We start from the raw sequence: 16,768 nt of genomic DNA on the forward strand, positions 1-16,768 counted from the left end.
GCTACGCAGCATGAGTAAATTCCGTACGGCGCACTGATCTTGCTGAGCATCCGAAACCTCTCGAAGACCTTCACCTCGGCCGGCGAGCCGGTCCATGTGCTGCGCGGCGTCGACCTCGACCTCGCCGCCGGCGAGCGCGTCGCGCTCACGGGCGAATCCGGCAGCGGCAAGAGCACGCTGCTGCACCTCATCGCGGGGTTAGACGCCGCCGATGCCGGCTCGATCCGGCTGGGAGATACCGAGATCACCGAGCTGGCGGATGCGGACCGCGCCGAATTGCGCCGCGACCGGATCGGCCTGGTGTTTCAGCAATTCAACCTGATCCCGAGCCTGTCGATCGCCGACAACCTCGCCTTCCAGGCCCGCATCGCCGGCCGGCATGACGTCGCCTGGACCAGGGAGCTGGTCGAGCGGCTCGGGCTTGGCGGCCTGCTCAAGCGTTATCCGGAGCAGATCTCAGGCGGCCAGCAGCAGCGCGTCGCGATCGGCCGTGCCCTGGCGACAAAACCATCGTTGCTGCTCGCGGACGAGCCGACCGGAAATCTGGATGAAGCCACCGCCGACGACGTGCTGGCGCTGACGCGCGACCTCGTCGCGCGCACCGGCTGCGGCTTCCTGATGGTGACGCACAGCCTGCACCTGGCCGGCACGCTCGACCGCCACATCGTGCTGCACGCGGGACGGATCGCATGAGGCGCGCACTGTGGGTGCTGGCGGTGCTGCTCAGCCATTGGCGGCGACACCGAATGCAATTCGCGACGCTGCTGATCGGGCTGATCGCGGCGACCGCGCTGTGGAGCGGCGTGCAGGCGATCAACCAGCAGGCCCGCAGCGCCTACGACCGCGCAGCGGCGACGTTTGGCGGCGTGCGCACGGCGACGCTAGTCGCGCCTGATGCGGCGACCTTTTCGCAAGGCCTGTTCGTCAAGCTGAGGCGCGCGGGCTGGCCGGTCTCGCCGGTGCTCGAAGGCCGGGTCCAGATCAATGGGCGATCGATGCGGCTGCTCGGCATCGAGCCGGTGACGCTGCCGCCCGATGTCGGCAATGCCCCGCGCCTCGGGGCCGCGGACCTCAGCAACTTCGTCGCGGCGCCCGGGCAGACGCTGGTGGCGCGGGAGACACTGGGCGATTTGCGGGAGAGTGAAGGAGCGACGCCGTCGATCAGCAGCGGCGCAAAGCTGCCGCCGCTGCATGTGCTGCCGCAGCTCGTGCCTGACGTGCTGGTGGTCGATATCGGCGTGGCGCAACGAGTGTTGAACAAGCCGGATCAAGTCTCGCGCCTGCTGATCGGGAAGGCGAAGAGCAAGCCCGCGTCGCTGCAAAGCGTCGTCGGCGATCAGCTGCAGCTGATGGAGCCGACCGCCGAGACTGAGCTGGAACGGTTGACCGACAGCTTCCATCTCAACCTCACCGCGTTCGGCCTGCTGTCGTTCTTCGTCGGCCTCTTCATCGTCAACTCCGCCGTCGGCCTTGCCTTCGAGCAGCGGCTGCCGATGCTGCGGACCTTGCGCGCCTGCGGCGTCTCCGCGCGGCTGGTCAATAGCGTGCTGGTCATCGAGCTGGTGGCGCTGGCGCTGGTCGCGGGCCTGATCGGGCTCGTCTGCGGTTATGTGATCGCGGCGGCGCTGCTGCCCGATGTGGCGGCATCGCTGCGCGGGCTCTATGGCGCACAGATTCCGGGGCAGCTCAGTTTGCGGCCCGAATGGTGGCTCGCCGGCATCGGCATCAGCGTCGCGGGGGCGCTGGTGGCGGCGGCGACCAGCCTGATCAAGGCGATCCGCATGCCCGTGCTGGCGACGGCGCAGCCGCGGGCCTGGCAGCAGCGCCAGCGCCGCTGGCTGGTCCTGCAAAGCTGTGCCGCCTGCGCCGTGTTCGCGGCCGCGCTGTTGCTGCTTTATGAAGGGCAATCGCTGATCTCAGGGTTCGGCGTGCTGGCGGCGCTGATGCTCGGCGCGGCGCTGATCCTGCCCGCCTTCCTGGAGATTCTTTTGCTCGTGGGCCAGCGTCTGGCGCGCGGACCGCTGGCGCTGTGGTTCTGGGCCGACAGCCGGCAGCAGCTCTCCGGCCTGTCGCTGGCGCTGATGGCGCTGCTGCTCGCGCTCGCGGTCAATGTCGGAGTTTCCACCATGGTGGAGACCTTCAGCCGCACCTTCGTCGGCTGGCTCGACGGGCGGCTCGCCGCCGACGTCTACATCAGCGCCGCCGACAATGCGCAAGGCGCGGCGATCCGCAACTGGCTGAAGGACCGGCCCGAGGTGCAGGCGATCCTGTCGGGCGGGCGCGCGGAGACCCGGGTTCAGGGCCAGCCGGTGGAATTGCTCGGCCTGCCCGATCACCCGCTCTATCGCGAGCGCTGGCCGCTGCTGGAGACAGCGCCGCGGGCCTGGACGCAACTGGTGCCGGGCAACGCCGCCTTCATCAGCGAGCAGCTCAGCCGCCGGCTCAACGTGCGCGTCGGTGACGTGATCGAGGTGCCGGCGCCGGGGGGGACCTGGGAGCTCGACATCGTCGGCATCTATGCCGATTACGGCAACCCCAAGGGGCAGCTTGCGGTCAACATCGCGGCGCTGATCCGGCAGTTTCCGCAGACCCCACAGACGCGGATCGGGCTGATCGTCCCGCGCGACAAGATTGCCGGCTTGATCGCGGCGTTGCAGAAGCAGTTTGCGCTCGACGACCGCGCGGTGGCGGACCAGGCGACGGTAAAGGCGGAATCGATCCGCATCTTCAACCGCACCTTTGCGGTGACGTCCGCGCTGAATGCCTTCACGCTCGGCGTCGCCGGCATTGCGCTCTTGACCAGCCTGCTGACGCTGGCGAATTCGCGCCTGCCGCAGCTCGCGCCGCTGTGGGCGATCGGCATCACGCGGCCGCGCCTCGCCGCGATCGAGCTGACCAAGACGCTGGCGGTCGCGCTGTTCACCTCGCTCCTCGCCGTGCCGCTCGGGCTGCTGGTGGCGTGGTGCCTGATCGTGATCGTCAATGTAAAGGCGTTCGGCTGGCGGCTGCCGTTCCATGTGTTTCCGCTGCAACTGGTCGAGCTGGTCGCGGTGGCGCTGATCGCCTCGCTGCTGGCCGCGCTGCTGCCGGTGTTGCGCCTGGCGCGGATGCAGCCGGCGAACCTCGTCAAGGTGTTTGCCAATGAGCGCTGACAAACTCTCGCGCCGTGCGTTTGCCGGCGGCATCGCCGCGCTGGCGCTTGCCCGCCGCGCCGCTGCGCAAGGCTATGCGGGGCTCGGCGAGAGCGCCGATGGCTTTGCGAAGGTCACGCCGGGCAAAACGTTTGTCTTCCCTGCCGATCACGGGCCGCACCCGGAGTTTCGCATCGAGTGGTGGTATCTGACGGCAAATCTCGTCGATGCCAGCGGCGCGGCCTGCGGGCTGCAATGGACGCTGTTCCGCCAGGCCGCGAAGCCGGGCCCGCAAGGCGAAGGCTGGGCCAACAAGCAGATCTGGATGGCGCATGCGGCGGTGACGCGCGCCGACACCCACCGTTTCAACGAGCGGTTCGCGCGCGGCGGTATCGGGCAAGCCGGCGTCGAGGCAAGGCCGTTCGCGGCGTGGATCGACGATTGGGATATGAAAGGTTCTGAGCGTACCGACGATCTCACCTTGTCGCCGGTGACACTGAAGGCCTCGAGCACCGATTTCAGCTACGCGTTGACGCTCGAGGCCGGCCGCCCGGTCGTGTTGCAAGGCGAGGGAGGCTACAGCCGCAAATCCGAGCGCGGGCAGGCGTCGTATTATTACAGCCAGCCGTTCTACCGCGCGCGCGGCACCCTCACGATCGACGACATCCAGGTCGACGTCACGGGCCAGGCCTGGATGGACCGGGAGTGGAGCAGCCAGCCGCTCGACACCGACCAGACCGGCTGGGACTGGCTGTCGCTGCATCTGTCCACCGGCGACAAGCTGATGCTGTACCGGCTGCGGCAAAAAGACGGCAAGGATTACCCGTTCGGCAACTGGATCAGCGCCAGCGGCGAGACGCAGATGATCGCGGGGAGCGACATCCAGATGGCGCCGAAGGCCACGGCGGATGTGGCAGGACGCAAGCTGCCGGTGGAATGGCAGATCGCAATCCCCTCGCGCTCATTCTCGATTGCCTGCAAGCCGCTCAACCCTGCGGCATGGATGGGGACCGGCTTCTCCTATTGGGAGGGACCGGTCAGCTTCGCCGGCACGCATCAGGGCGTTGGCTATCTCGAGCTGACCGGGTATTGAAGCGCGACCGTTTGAATGGACCTTGCGATGTATCATCTCACCGCCCTCGTCACGCTGCTGGCAATTGCATTTTACTTCTTCACTTCCATCAACGTCTCGCGCTCGCGCAGCAAGACCGGCGTCAAGGTGCCGGCGATGTCGGGCCATCCGGACTTCGAGCGCGCCTTCCGCATCCAGATGAACACGCTGGAATGGATGCCGATCTTCCTTCCGGCGCTCTGGCTGTTCGCGATCTATGTCAGCAACGCCGGCGCGGCGGCGATCGGCGCGGTCTGGATCGTCGGCCGCATCGCCTATTTCATCGGCTATTCGCAGGCCGCCGCCAAGCGCGGCCCGGGCTTTGCGATCCAGGCCACCGCCGCGATCGCCCTGTGGGTGGGCGCACTGGGCGCGGTGGTGATGCGGCTGGTGTCGTGAGGGCATCACACGCGCTCGTGTCCCGGGCGCGGTCCAGCGTGTAACGCTGCGCCGCTGAACCGGGACCCAATTTAGCCGGGAATTTGGAGAAGCGTGGGTCCCGGCTCTGCGGTGCACCGCTAAGAAGCGCTGCACCGCGTCCGGGACACGAAAGACCTACTTCGTCAGCGGGCAGCCGCTTTCCTTGGCGGTGAAGAACGCCTGGTCGCCGGGGACCACGGCGAGCTGCTTGTAATAATCCCACGGCTTCTTCGATTCCGAGGGCTTCTTGACCTCGAACAGATACATGTCGTGCACCATGCGGCCGTTCTCGAGCACCTTGCCCTTGGCGAAGGCGTCGTCGACCGGCAACTCCTTCAGCTTCTTGGCGACCGCTTCGGTGTCCTTGGTGCCGGCGGCCTTCACCGCCTTCAGATAGCTCAGCGTCGCCGAATAGGTGCCGGCGTGGATCATGCTCGGCATCCGCCCGGTTCGCTTGAAGAAGCGCTCGGAGAAGGCGCGCGTCGCGTCGTCGTGATCCCAATAGAAACCCTCGGTCAGCACCAGGCCCTGCGCCGCCTGCAGGCCGAGGCCGTGCACTTCGGCGAGCGTCATCAGGAGGCCGGCGAGCTTCTGGCCGCCGGAGACGATTCCGAACTCCGATGCCTGTTTGATCGAGTTGGTGGTGTCGAGGCCCGCATTGGCGAGGCCGACGATCTTGGCCTTCGAGCTCTGCGCCTGGAGCAGGAAGGACGAGAAGTCGGAAGAGTTGAGCGGCACGCGCACCGAGCCGACCACCTTGCCGCCATTGGCGGTGACGATCTCGCTGGTGTCCTTCTCCAGCGCATAACCGAAGGCATAGTCCGCGGTGAGAAAGAACCAGGTGTCGCCGCCGGCTTTGGTCAGCGCACCACCGGTACCGACCGCAAGCGCGCGGGTGTCGTACGCCCAGTGGAAGCCGTAGGGCTGGCAGGCATCGCCCGTGAGGCGTGAGGTCGCGGCGCCGACGACGATGTCGATCTTCTTCTTCTCCTTGGAGAGCTCGTGGATCGCGAGCGCGACCGAAGAGGTCGTCAGCTCCGTGATCATGTCGACGTTCTCTACGTCGTACCAGCGTCGCGCGATCGAGGTGGCGAGATCGGGCTTGTTCTGGTGGTCGGCTGTGACCATCTCGATCTTCTGGCCGAGCACCTCGCCGCCAAAATCCTCGATGGCCATCTTGGCCGCTTCGACGGAGTACTTGCCGCCGTAATCGGCATAGACGCCGGACTGATCGTTGAGGATGCCGATCTTGACGCCTTGTCCCGTTCCTTGCGCGGAGGCCGGCGCCGCCAGCAAGAGAGCCGAAATTGCGGCAGCGGCCAAAAGTGCTGATTTCATCTGTTATCTCCCAGCATTGTTCTGTTTTGAAATCGCGCGGAGTGTAGTGAAGAAGACCGGGCGTGCCCATCCATTTCATGTTGGTCGTTAGTATGGGCGGCTTTGCGTCAAACAACCGCTGTCGTCGCGGACAAGCGAAGCGCAGATCCGGACCCATAACCACAGGGAGGAGTTTTGCGAAGACCGTGGTGACGGGCTTCGCCCCGCACTGCTCCCTGGGGTTATGGATCCCCGCGTTCAGCGGGGATGACAGCGGAGAGTCTGGAGACGCCAGTGGCCAACACCTAAGAGCCCACTGCCTCCGTCCCCTTCTCGTTCCGCCCCTCCGCCAGGTTCCGCACCACCACATAGAAGATCGGCGTGAACAAGAGGCCGAACAGGGTGACGCCGAGCATGCCGAAGAACACGGCGACGCCGACCGCCTGGCGCATTTCGGAGCCCGAGCCGGACGAGATCACCAGCGGCAGCACGCCGAGGATGAAGGCAAAGGACGTCATCAAAATCGGCCGCAGGCGAAGCCGGCAGGCTTCGATGACGGCTTCCAGCCGCGGCTTGCCTTCGAGTTCGATGTCGCGCGCGAACTCGACGATGAGGATCGCGTTCTTTGCCGCCAATCCCACCAGCACGACGAAGCCGATCTGGGTGAGAATATTGACGTCCTGACCCATGATGCGCACGCCGATGGTGGCCGCCAGCAGGCACATCGGCACGATCAGGATCACCGCGAACGGCAAGGTCCAGCTGCCATACTGCGCGGCGAGCACGAGATAGACGAACAGCACGCAGATCGGGAACACGTAAAGGCCGGCATTGCCGCCATTGATCTGCTGATAGGACAGATCGGTCCACTCGAAGCTGAAGCCGCTCGGCAAGGTCTCATCGGCGAGCTTCTTGATGGTGTTGAGCGCGGTGGTCGAGCTCACGCCCGGCGCAGGCTCGCCCTGAAGCTCGGACGCCGCATAGAGATTGTAGCGCGCGACGCGGTCGGGGCCCGAGACATCCCGGAAGTCAACCACGCTACCGAGCATCACCATGTCCCCGGAGGCGTTGCGCGTGCGCAGCCGCGCGAGATCGCTCGGCTCTTTGCGGAACGGGAAATCAGCCTGAGCGGTGACGTGATAGGTGCGACCGAACAGGTTGAAGTCGTTGACATAGGTCGATCCGAAATAGGTCTGGATCGTTTCGTTGATGTTGGAGATGGGCACGCCGAGCTTCTGCGCCTTGGTGCGGTCGATGTCGACGAACAATTGCGGCGTATTGGCCGAGAACGGCGAGAACACCGAGGGGCCGAGGAGCAAGGGCGATTTGCGTGCGGCGGCGACGAGCTCGTCTGTCGCCGACGCCAGCAGCTCCGGTCCACGGCCTTGCCGATCCTGGATGCGGATGGCGAAACCGCCGCCGGTGCCGATTCCGGGCACTGCCGGCGGCGGGATGACGATGATGAACGCGCCCTGGATCGCGGCCAGGCGCTTGCGCAGCTCGGCCGTGATCGCGTTGGCCGTCAGCCCCTTCTTCAGTCGCGCCTCCGGCTCATCGAACACCGGGAACAGCGCGGCCGCATTGCCCGCCTGGGTGCGCGTCGCGCCGGAGAAGCCGGCAAAGGCGGCAACGCGGATGATGCCCGGCGTGTCCAGCGCGATCCGCTCGATCTCGCGGACGATCTCGGTGGTGCGTGCGAGCGACGCCGCGCCCGGCAATTGCACCGAGACGATGACGTAGCCGCGGTCCTGCGCCGGGATGAAGCCCTGCGGCGTGGTCCCGATCAGCCAGCCGGCGCTGCCGATCAGCACCACATAGATCAGCAGCATCACGACGGAATGCCGGATCACGAAATCAGCGACGCTTGCATAGCCGTGCGAGAGCCGGTCGAACGCGCGGTTGAAAGCACCGGTGAAGGCGCCCCAGCCGCGCGCGATCAGATTCCAGGCGGCAGGCGGCCGCTTCTCTTCATGAGGCGTGAGGATCTGCGAGGCCAGCGCCGGCGACAGGGTCAGCGAGCAGAAGCAGGAGATCGCAGTCGCGACCGCGATGGTGACAGCGAACTGCTGGAAGAATTGCCCGGAGATACCGCCCAGGAATGCCGTGGGAACGAACACGGCGCATAGCACCAGCGCGATCGAGACCAGCGCACCGCCGACCTCCTCCATCGTCTTCAGCGCCGCGTCGCGCCTGGTGAGGCCGTGCTCGAGATGGCGCTCGACATTCTCGACCACGACGATGGCGTCGTCGACCACGATACCGACGGCGAGCACGAGCCCGAACAGCGTGAGGTTGTTGATGGAGAAGCCGAGCGCCGCCATCACGGCAAAGGTGCCGACCAGCGAGACCGGGATCGCGATGATCGGGATGATCGCGGGACGCCAGCCCTGCAGGAACACCAGCACCACGACCACGACGAGCAGCATGGCTTCGTAGATGGTCTTGATCAGCTCGTGAACGGACTGCGCGATGAACTCGGTCGGATTGTAGCCGATATTGTAGTCGAGCCCCTTCGGAAAGCTCTCCTTCAGCTTCGTCATGGTGTCGGAGATGTGCTTTGCCGTCGCCAGCGCATTCGACCCAGGCCGCTGCGTCACCAGCATGGCGACAGCCGATTTGCGCAGCAGGAAGCTGTTGGTGGAATAGGCGAGCGCGCCGAGCTCGATGCGGGCGACGTCGCGCAGGCGCACCGTGCGACCGTCCGAGCCAGCTTTGATCAGGATGTCCTCGAACTGCTTCTGGTCTTTCAATCGTCCCGTAAAAACCAGATTCGGCTGGAACGCGCGGTCGGCGATCGGCGGCTCGGCGACCTGGCCGCCGGCGATCTGCACGTTCTGAGCCCGGATCGCGGCCAGCACCTCGGCCGAGGTCAGGCCGAGATTGGCGATGCGGTCAGGATCGAGCCAGAGCCGCATCGAATAATCGCGCGCGCCGAAGATCTGGATGTCGCCGACGCCGTCGATGCGCAGCAGCTGATCGCGCACCTGGAGCAGCGCGTAGTTGGAGATGTAGAGCTGGTCGAAGGTGTCGTCCGGCGACAGCATGAACACGACCATCAGGATGTCGGGCGAGTTCTTGCGGGTGACGACGCCGTTGCGCTGCACTTCGTCCGGCAGCTGCGGCTGCGCGATCGCGACGCGGTTCTGGACCAGCACCTGCGCCTTGTCGAGATCGGTGCCCAACTTGAAGGTGACGGTGATGGTGAGCTGGCCGTTCGAGGTCGCCTGGCTGTAGAGATACAGCATGTCCTCGACGCCGTTGATCTGCTGCTCGATTGGAGCCGCGACGGTATCGGACACGGTCTGGGCCGAGGCGCCCGGATATTGCGTGGTGACGACGACGGTCGGCGGAACCACTTGCGGATATTCGGAGACCGGCAGCGTCGAATAGGCGAGCGCGCCGACAATCAGCAGCACGATCGACAGCACCATCGCCAGGATGGGCTGGTTGATGGAGAGGCGGCCAAGATTCATGACTTGTCACCAGCCTTGCCACCGGCCGGCGCTTGAGCGGTCTGCGGGGTGACCTTGGCGCCGACGCGGGCGCGCTGGATGCCGTTGACGATGACGCGGTCCTCGGCCTTCAGGCCTTCGCGGATCACGCGCAGGCCGTCATCGAGCGGCCCGAGCACCACGGGCCGCGCCTCAACGGTGTCGTCGGACTTCACCACGAACACGATCTTGCGCGACTGGTCGGTTGCAACAGCGGCATCCGGGATCAACAGCGCCTCGTAAGGCGCGCTGCCGATCAGCCTGACACGGCCGAACTGGCCGGGCAGGATCGACAGATCGGTGTTCTTGACCACGGCGCGGCTGCGCAGCGTGCCGGTGGAGACATCGAGGCGGTTGTCGAGGAAGTTGACGGAGCCCTCATGCGACGGCTTGGTTTCGCCGGCGAGCGTCACCTGCACGGGGTTTGCCGTGTCGCGCGAGCTCGGGCGCTTCCCTTCGAACCAGAGCTTGCTGTATTTCATGAAGGCCGTCTCATCCATGTCGAAATAGATGTAGATCGGGTCCATCGTCACGATCGAGGTCAGCAAGGTCGACGAGCCGTTGTCGCTGCCCTGCACGAGATTGCCGGGACTGACGAGATGACGGCTGACGCGGCCGGTGATCGGCGCGGTGACATGAGTGAACTCGATGTTGAGCTGGGCAGCCTTCAGTGCGCCCTCGGCCTGGGTCTCGGCGGCGTGCGCAGCCTGCAAGGCTTGGCGGCGCTGGTCGACGACCTGCTCGGACACCGCGCTGGTCTGCACGAGGTTCAGGCCGCGGTCGAGCTCGCGCTTCGCAAGCTCCACCTTGGCGCGGGCATCGGAGAGCTGGCCATCGGCTTGCTCGGCCACCGCCTCGAACGGGCGCGGGTCAATCACGTAGAGCAGGTCGCCCTGGTGGACGATCGCGCCGTCCTGGAACTCGACCGAGTTGACGAAGCCGCCGACGCGGGGGCGCACCTGCACCTCTTCCACCGCCTCGAAGCGGCCGGTGTACTCGTCCCAATCGGTGACGGTGCGCTTGACCGGCTGCGCGACAGTGACCGGCGGCGGCGGCGGCGCGGCCGCTTGCGAGGTCGGCTGTCCGCAACCGCTGAGCGCGAAGGCCGCTACGAGCAGGCCGGCTAAGGCGAACGGCCGGGACTGAACGAAATCGTGCGTCGTGGCAAATTGCTCGCTTCCGTCCGGTCCGCTCATCCCAGGTCCTCGCATCAAAGCCGCAGAAACACAGGGTACGCTTTTACCTGCGGGCGCCACAAGATGGGTGGCAATGATGAACTCTTCAAGACCAATCCGTGTGCAACGCGCCAGAGAATGCCCTGGCCGGATGGCGGGTTGACAGCGCCCTCGCCTGCGGGGAGAGGCCGACGTTCGCCGAGCGATGCGAAGCATCGCCCGGAGCGCGGCGGGTGAGGGGACTCTCCACGAGAGTAACTGTCCCCTCCCTCGCGGAGAGCCCCCCTCACCCCAACCCTCTCCCCCGCACGCGGGGAGAGGGAGAAGAGCACCAGCGTCTTCGCACATGACGGGCTCTGTGGGCTCGGCTAGATTATCCCATAGAAAACAAGACGAATTGTCCGGGGAGGACAGGCGTGCACAAGGGACGTGTCGTTTACGGCGCGATCGAGGAGGTCGTGTTCGGCCATCCCGCGGCTGAGGCCGTCGTCGCGCAGATGGACCGGCTCGGAACCCACCGCGCCTTCCTCATGGTCTCGGGCACGCTGAACCGGCAGACCGACGAAATCGCAAAAATCCGAGAGGCGCTGGGCCCGCGCTGTGCCGGGCTGTTCGACGCGATGCCCGCGCATACGCCGCGCGAGGCGGTGATCGCGGCGACCAACGCCGCGCGCGCAGCCGGCGCCGACCTGATCGTCACCGTTGGCGGCGGATCGATCACCGACGGCGCCAAGGCGGTGCAGCTCTGCCTCGCCAACGGCATCGACGATACCGCGGGCATCGACCGCATCCGCGTGCGCAAGGGTGTCGCACCTGACATGACTGCGCCAACGGTGCGGCAGATCAGCGTACCGACGACGATCGCGGGAGGCGAATTCTCGTCGATTGCCGGCGTCACCGACCTCAGCACGCATGTGAAGCAGATGCTGCGGCATCCGCTGACCGTACCGCGCGCGACCATTCTCGACCCAGCCATCACAGTGCACACGCCGGAATGGCTGTTCCTCTCCACCGGCATCCGCGCCGTCGATCATTGCGTCGAGGCGATCTGCTCGCACGAGACGCATCCCTACGCCGATGCCCAATCGGTGAAGGGCCTCGCCATGCTCGCCGACGCATTGCCGCGGGTGAAGGCCGATCCCGGCGATCTCGACGCGCGGATGGATGCCCAGATCGGCACCTGGCTGTCGATGGGGGCGCTCGCGGCCGGCGTGCCGATGGGGGCGAGCCACGGTATCGGCTACGTGCTGGGGGGCGCCTTCGACGTGCCGCACGGCTACACGTCCTGCGTCATGCTGCCGGCGGTAATGCGCTGGAATGCAAGCGCCAATGCCGAACAGCAGATGATCGTCGCCGCCGCGATGGGTTATCCCGGCCACAACGCCGCCGACGTGCTCGATGCCTTCATTCGTTCGCTCGGCATGCCGCGCAGCCTCGCCGCCGTTGGCGTCTCGTCCGAGCATTTTGATGCCATCGCAGAACAGGCGATGCGCACGAACTGGATCCCGCGCAACCCGCGCAAGATCGAGAGTCCGGCGCAGATACGCGAAATCCTCGATCTCGCCGCATGATGTCGTAATGCCGGAGGACTGATGTACCCAGGTCTGCATGCTCGCCTGCGTCCGCTGCAACCCGCCTTCATCATGGCCGCAACGAGCGAGGCCGTCACCTATCGCGAGCTGGAGGTGCGCAGCAATCGCCTCGCGCATCTGTTTCGCAAACATGGCCTGAAGCGGCTCGATCATTACTCGATCTTCATGGAGAACAATTCGCGCTATCTCGAAGCCTGCGGCGCGGGTGAGCGGTCCGGCCTCTATTACACCTGCATCAACTCCTTCCTGACGCCGGGCGAGCTGGCCTATCTCCTCGTCAACAGCCAGTCCAAGATCCTGATCACGTCCGTGGCGAAGCTCGACATCGCGCGTGTGGCGATCCAAGCGTGTCCCGAAATCAAGCTCTGCATCGTTGCCGACGGCCCCGGCGAGAGCGAACGCATCGTCGGGCTGGCTGATGTCAGCGCGGATCTGCCGAAGACACCGATCGCCGATGAGTGGCTCGGCACTGCGATGCTCTATTCGTCCGGCACGACCGGACGGCCGAAGGGCATCCTGCGGCCGCTGCCGGAGGAGCCGCCGAAACACAATCTGCCGCTGTTCGATTTCCTGACCAAGCTTTGGCAATACCGCGAGGGCATGGTCTATCTGTCGCCGGCACCGCTCTATCATTCGGCGCCGCAGGCCGCGGTCAATTTGACAATCCGTATGGGCGGCACCGTGATCATCATGGAGCATTTCGATCCGGAGCGTTACCTCCAGCTCGTCGAGCAATGGGGCATCACCCACAGCCAGCTGGTGCCGACCATGTTCTCGCGCATGCTGAAGCTGCCTGAGGAGGTGCGAAAGCGTTACGATTTGTCCTCGCTCGAAACCGCGATCCATGCCGCGGCGCCTTGCCCGGCGCTGGTCAAGGACGACATGATCAAATGGTGGGGGCCGATCATCCACGAATATTACGGCGCGACCGAAGGGCTCGGCTTCACGGCCTGCGATAGCGAGGAATGGCTTGCCCACCGCGGCACCGTCGGCAAGGTGCTGCTCGGCGACCTCCATATTCTCGACGAGAACATGCGGGAATGCCCGACCGGCACGCCCGGCCAGGTCTGGTTCAAGACCGCGTCGCCGTTCGAATATTTCAACGATCCCGAGAAGACCAAGGAGGCGCGCTCGGCCGACGGCAGCATGAGCACGGTCGGCGATGTCGGCTATGTCGATGAGGACCGCTTTCTCTATCTCACCGACCGCGCCACCTTCATGATCATCTCGGGCGGCGTGAACATCTATCCGCAGGAATGCGAGAATCTGCTGATCACCCATCCCAAGGTCGCAGACGCCGCGGTGTTCGGCGTGCCCAATGCCGATCTCGGCGAGGAGGTGAAGGCGGTGGTGCAGCCGATGCCGGGCGTGACGCCGGGTCCCGCGTTGGCCGAGGAGCTGATTGCTTTCTGCGGGCAGTCCCTGTCGCGGCAGAAGGTGCCGCGCTCGGTCGACTTCGAGAAGGAACTGCCGCGGCTGCCGACGGGCAAGCTGTACAAGCGGCTGCTCAGGGATCGGTACTGGGGCAACAAGACGTCAAGGATCGTGTGAGGCGTTCTACCGCGTAGTAAGCAAGCAAGCGCCAAACTCCGCTGTCATCCCCGGGCGCGGCGAAGTCGCGAAGCCGGAATCCATAGCCAGGGGCGGTCGTTGTTGCGCCAGCCGGTCACTCCGATATCTTCGCCAAAGTCTCCCTATAGGTCCCGGATCTGCGCTGCGCCTGTCCGGGACGACGACGGAGATTGGCATTGCAGTCGCGCGCAACACCAGCGCCGGAACCGTTCGCACCTGCACTCTGAATTGTGAAAGCGTGAAATTCCTGCGGCATTACGTCATCCAAATTGCCAAGGCCATCAAGCGCGTTAGCCGGTTGCCTCAGTCCACACGCGTCGGCTATCGTCGGGACAAACAGGCCACAAAGGGCCGATGTCCAGGGAGGACGAGGATGCGGAGCGTGCGGGCGTTCGCCGCGACGGCGGCGCTGTCTTGGCTGGCGTTTTCGACCATTGCGTTCGCCGGCGAGCCCAAGCAGGGCGGAATCCTGCGGATGTATCATCGCGACAGTCCGGCGAATGCGTCAATCCTCGAGGGCGCGACCTACTCGGTCAACGTGCCTTTCATGGGCGTGTTCAACAATCTCGTCATCTATGACCAGCACATCGCGCAGAACAGTCCCGATACCCTCCGGCCCGAGCTGGCCGAAAGCTGGTCCTGGAGCGGCGACAACAAGAAACTGACGTTCAAACTGCGCCAGGGCGTCAAATGGCATGACGGCAAGCCGTTCACGTCGGCCGACGTCAAGTGCACCTTCGATCTCCTGATGGGCAAATCGCAGCAGAAGCTGCGGCAAAATCCGCGCAAGGCCTGGTACAGCGAGGTCAACGACGTCACACCCAATGGCGACTTCGAGGTTTCCTTCGACCTGAAGCGGCCGCAACCCTCGCTGCTGGCGATGCTCGCCTCCGGTTACACGCCGATCTATCCGTGCCACGTCTCGCCGGCGGACATGCGCACCCATCCGATCGGGACCGGGCCGTACAAGTTCGTCGAGTTCAAGGCGAACGAATCGATCAAGCTGACGCGAAACCCTGATTACTGGAAGAAGGGCCTGCCCTATCTCGACGGCATCGAATACACCATCATCCCGAACCGCTCGACCGCAATTCTTGCCTTCGTCGCCGGCAAGTTCGACATGACTTTCCCGACGCACATCACCATTCCGCTGCTGAAGGACATCAAGTCGCAGGCGCCGAACGCGGTCTGCGTCGTCGAGCCGACCAACGTTTCGACCAACATCATCGTCAATTCGACCTCTCCCCCGTTCGACAACATCGATATCCGCCGCGCGATGGCCATGGCGCTCGACCGCAAGGCCTTCATTGACATCCTGTTCGAAGGTCAGGCCGATATCGGCGGCACCATGCTGCCGCCGCCGCAAGGCATCTGGGGCATGCCGAAGGACAAGCTGCAGACCATTCCGGGCTACGGTCCGGACGTGAAAGCAAATCGCGAGGAAGCCAAGAAACTGATGCAGAAGGCGGGCTACGGCCCGGACAAGCATCTCGCCGTGAAGGTGTCCACGCGCAATCTCGCCGAATATCGCGATCCCGCGGTGATCCTGATCGACCAGCTGAAGAGCATCTATATCGACGGCGAGCTTGACGTCGTGGAGACCGCCAACTGGTTCCCGAAGGTCGCGCGCAAGGATTACATGCTCGGCCTCAATCTGACCGGCAATTCCGTCGACGATCCCGATCAGTCGTTCTACGAGAACTATTCCTGCGGCTCGGAGCGGAACTACACAAACTACTGCAACAAGGAGATCGAAAAGCTGTTCGATGTGCAGTCGCAGGAGATCGACATCGCCAAGCGAAAGCCGCTGGTCTGGGACATCGACAAGAAGCTGCAGGAGGACGTCGCCCGGCCGATCATCTTCCATGCGCGGGCCGGCACCTGCTGGCAGCCCTATGTCAAGGGAATCAAGATCATGTCCAACAGCTCCTACAACGGGTTTCGCTTCGAGGATGTGTGGCTCGACAAATAGTGCGCCAGGCTGAAGACTAAGGGCGCGGAGGGCGAAGGATGTTTGCCTATCTGGTGCGGCGCCTGTTCCTGATGCTCGTGACCCTGTTCGGGATCTCGGTCGTCATCTTCTTCCTGTTGCGCATCGTGCCCGGCAACATCGTCGACATCCTGTTCGCCGCGGCGGGTTACGTTGACCCCGCCGACAAGGTCGATCTCGAGAAGCAACTCGGCATCGACCAGCCGCTTGTGGTGCAATATCTGCACTGGATCGGCGGCCTGCTACACGGCGATCTCGGCTATTCCTACGTCTCGGAGAAGCCGGCGCTTCAGGAAATTTTGCCGCGGATCCCGATCACCGCCCGGCTCGCCGGCCTCGCGCTGCTGTTCTCGGCCTCGATCGGCATTCCGCTCGGCGTCATCAGCGCAGTCAAGCAGGGCACGCGGCTCGACTATGCGCTGCGCGTGGTCAGCTTGAGCGGATTGTCGCTCCCCTCGTTCTGGCTCGGTCTTTTGGTCCTCACCGCGTCGGTGGCGATGTTCGGGCAGATGCCGATCTTCAATCCCAATCCACAAACCCTTGGCGAAGCGCTTGCGACCTATTGCATCCCGGCGATGGTGGTCGGATTCCGCAGTTCGGCGCTGACCATGCGCATCACGCGATCCTCGATGCTGGAGGTGCTGCGGCAGGATTATATCCGCACCGCCCGCGCCAAGGGCGCATCCGACGCCGCCGTGAATTATCATCACGCGCTGAAGAACGCGATCCTGCCCGTGATCACGGTGATCGGTATCGAGGCGGCGTTCCTGATCGGCGGGCTCATCGTCACCGAGACCGTGTTCAACATTCCGGGTGTCGCGCGCTTCCTGGTCGAGGCGATCCGCTGGCGCGACTACCCGATCGTGCAGAACCTCGTGATGTTCATCGCGGTGGTCGTGGTGTTCGCGAATTTCACCGTCGACATGCTCTATGCGGTGTTCGATCCGCGGATCAGGTACACGGATTAGG

General features: G+C 64.8%; 11 protein-coding genes. 8 read left to right on the top strand and 3 right to left on the bottom strand.

Annotation, left to right across the window (positions count from 1 at the left end; translation table 11 throughout):
* Window positions 1-39 precede the first annotated feature (39 nt).
* The 4 genes from BM374_RS03680 to BM374_RS03695 are packed head-to-tail and all read left to right on the top strand — an operon-like array spanning window position 40 to window position 4,641.
* A complete protein-coding gene (locus BM374_RS03680) occupies window positions 40-693 on the top strand; it encodes an ABC transporter ATP-binding protein (protein WP_092289183.1) in 654 nt (217 codons plus the stop codon).
* Window positions 690-3,152 (top strand): ABC transporter permease, encoded by a 2,463-nt coding sequence (locus BM374_RS03685; RefSeq protein WP_092289184.1) that lies wholly within the window; start codon window positions 690-692, stop codon window positions 3,150-3,152. The genes BM374_RS03680 and BM374_RS03685 overlap by 4 nt, the downstream gene beginning before the upstream one ends.
* Window positions 3,142-4,224: a lipocalin-like domain-containing protein gene (locus BM374_RS03690; protein ID WP_092289185.1), complete on the top strand. Its 1,083-nt coding sequence runs from the start codon at window positions 3,142-3,144 to the stop codon at window positions 4,222-4,224. Before BM374_RS03685 ends, BM374_RS03690 begins: the two co-directional genes overlap by 11 nt.
* 27 nt (window positions 4,225-4,251) lie before the next feature.
* Window positions 4,252-4,641, top strand: coding sequence for an MAPEG family protein (locus BM374_RS03695; protein ID WP_092290207.1), 390 nt, complete (start codon window positions 4,252-4,254; stop codon window positions 4,639-4,641).
* A gap of 156 nt (window positions 4,642-4,797) precedes the next feature.
* Here the strand turns inward: BM374_RS03695 and BM374_RS03700 are convergent, their stop codons facing one another.
* The 3 genes from BM374_RS03700 to BM374_RS03710 form a co-directional block, all read right to left on the bottom strand.
* Entirely contained in the window at window positions 4,798-6,000 is a 1,203-nt protein-coding gene (locus BM374_RS03700) for an ABC transporter substrate-binding protein (RefSeq protein ID WP_092289186.1), read from the bottom strand.
* A 284-nt stretch (window positions 6,001-6,284) separates the two neighbouring features.
* Window positions 6,285-9,452 carry an efflux RND transporter permease subunit gene (locus BM374_RS03705; RefSeq protein WP_092289187.1) on the bottom strand — a complete coding sequence of 1,056 codons (3,168 nt, stop codon included), beginning with the start codon at window positions 9,450-9,452 and terminating at the stop codon, window positions 6,285-6,287.
* Complete coding sequence (locus tag BM374_RS03710) at window positions 9,449-10,666, bottom strand: efflux RND transporter periplasmic adaptor subunit (protein ID WP_177248074.1); 1,218 nt, start codon at window positions 10,664-10,666, stop codon at window positions 9,449-9,451. The genes BM374_RS03705 and BM374_RS03710 overlap by 4 nt, the downstream gene beginning before the upstream one ends.
* Window positions 10,667-11,061: 395 nt before the next feature.
* On the opposite strand from BM374_RS03710, the gene BM374_RS03715 reads away from it, so the two are divergent.
* From BM374_RS03715 to BM374_RS03730, 4 genes are all read left to right on the top strand, one after another.
* Complete coding sequence (locus BM374_RS03715; RefSeq protein WP_092289189.1) at window positions 11,062-12,216, top strand: iron-containing alcohol dehydrogenase; 1,155 nt, start codon at window positions 11,062-11,064, stop codon at window positions 12,214-12,216.
* 21 nt (window positions 12,217-12,237) lie between these two features.
* Window positions 12,238-13,788 (top strand): AMP-binding protein, encoded by a 1,551-nt coding sequence (locus BM374_RS03720; protein WP_092289190.1) that lies wholly within the window; start codon window positions 12,238-12,240, stop codon window positions 13,786-13,788.
* Between the two features lie 394 nt (window positions 13,789-14,182).
* Window positions 14,183-15,781: an ABC transporter substrate-binding protein gene (locus BM374_RS03725; protein WP_092289191.1), complete on the top strand. Its 1,599-nt coding sequence runs from the start codon at window positions 14,183-14,185 to the stop codon at window positions 15,779-15,781.
* 38 nt (window positions 15,782-15,819) lie between these two features.
* Window positions 15,820-16,767, top strand: a complete 948-nt coding sequence (locus BM374_RS03730) for an ABC transporter permease (protein ID WP_092289192.1) — start codon at window positions 15,820-15,822, stop codon at window positions 16,765-16,767.
* The last annotated feature ends 1 nt before the right edge of the window (window position 16,768 follow it).

This window comes from Bradyrhizobium sp. Ghvi (assembly GCF_900115265.1).
Classification (GTDB): domain Bacteria; phylum Pseudomonadota; class Alphaproteobacteria; order Rhizobiales; family Xanthobacteraceae; genus Bradyrhizobium.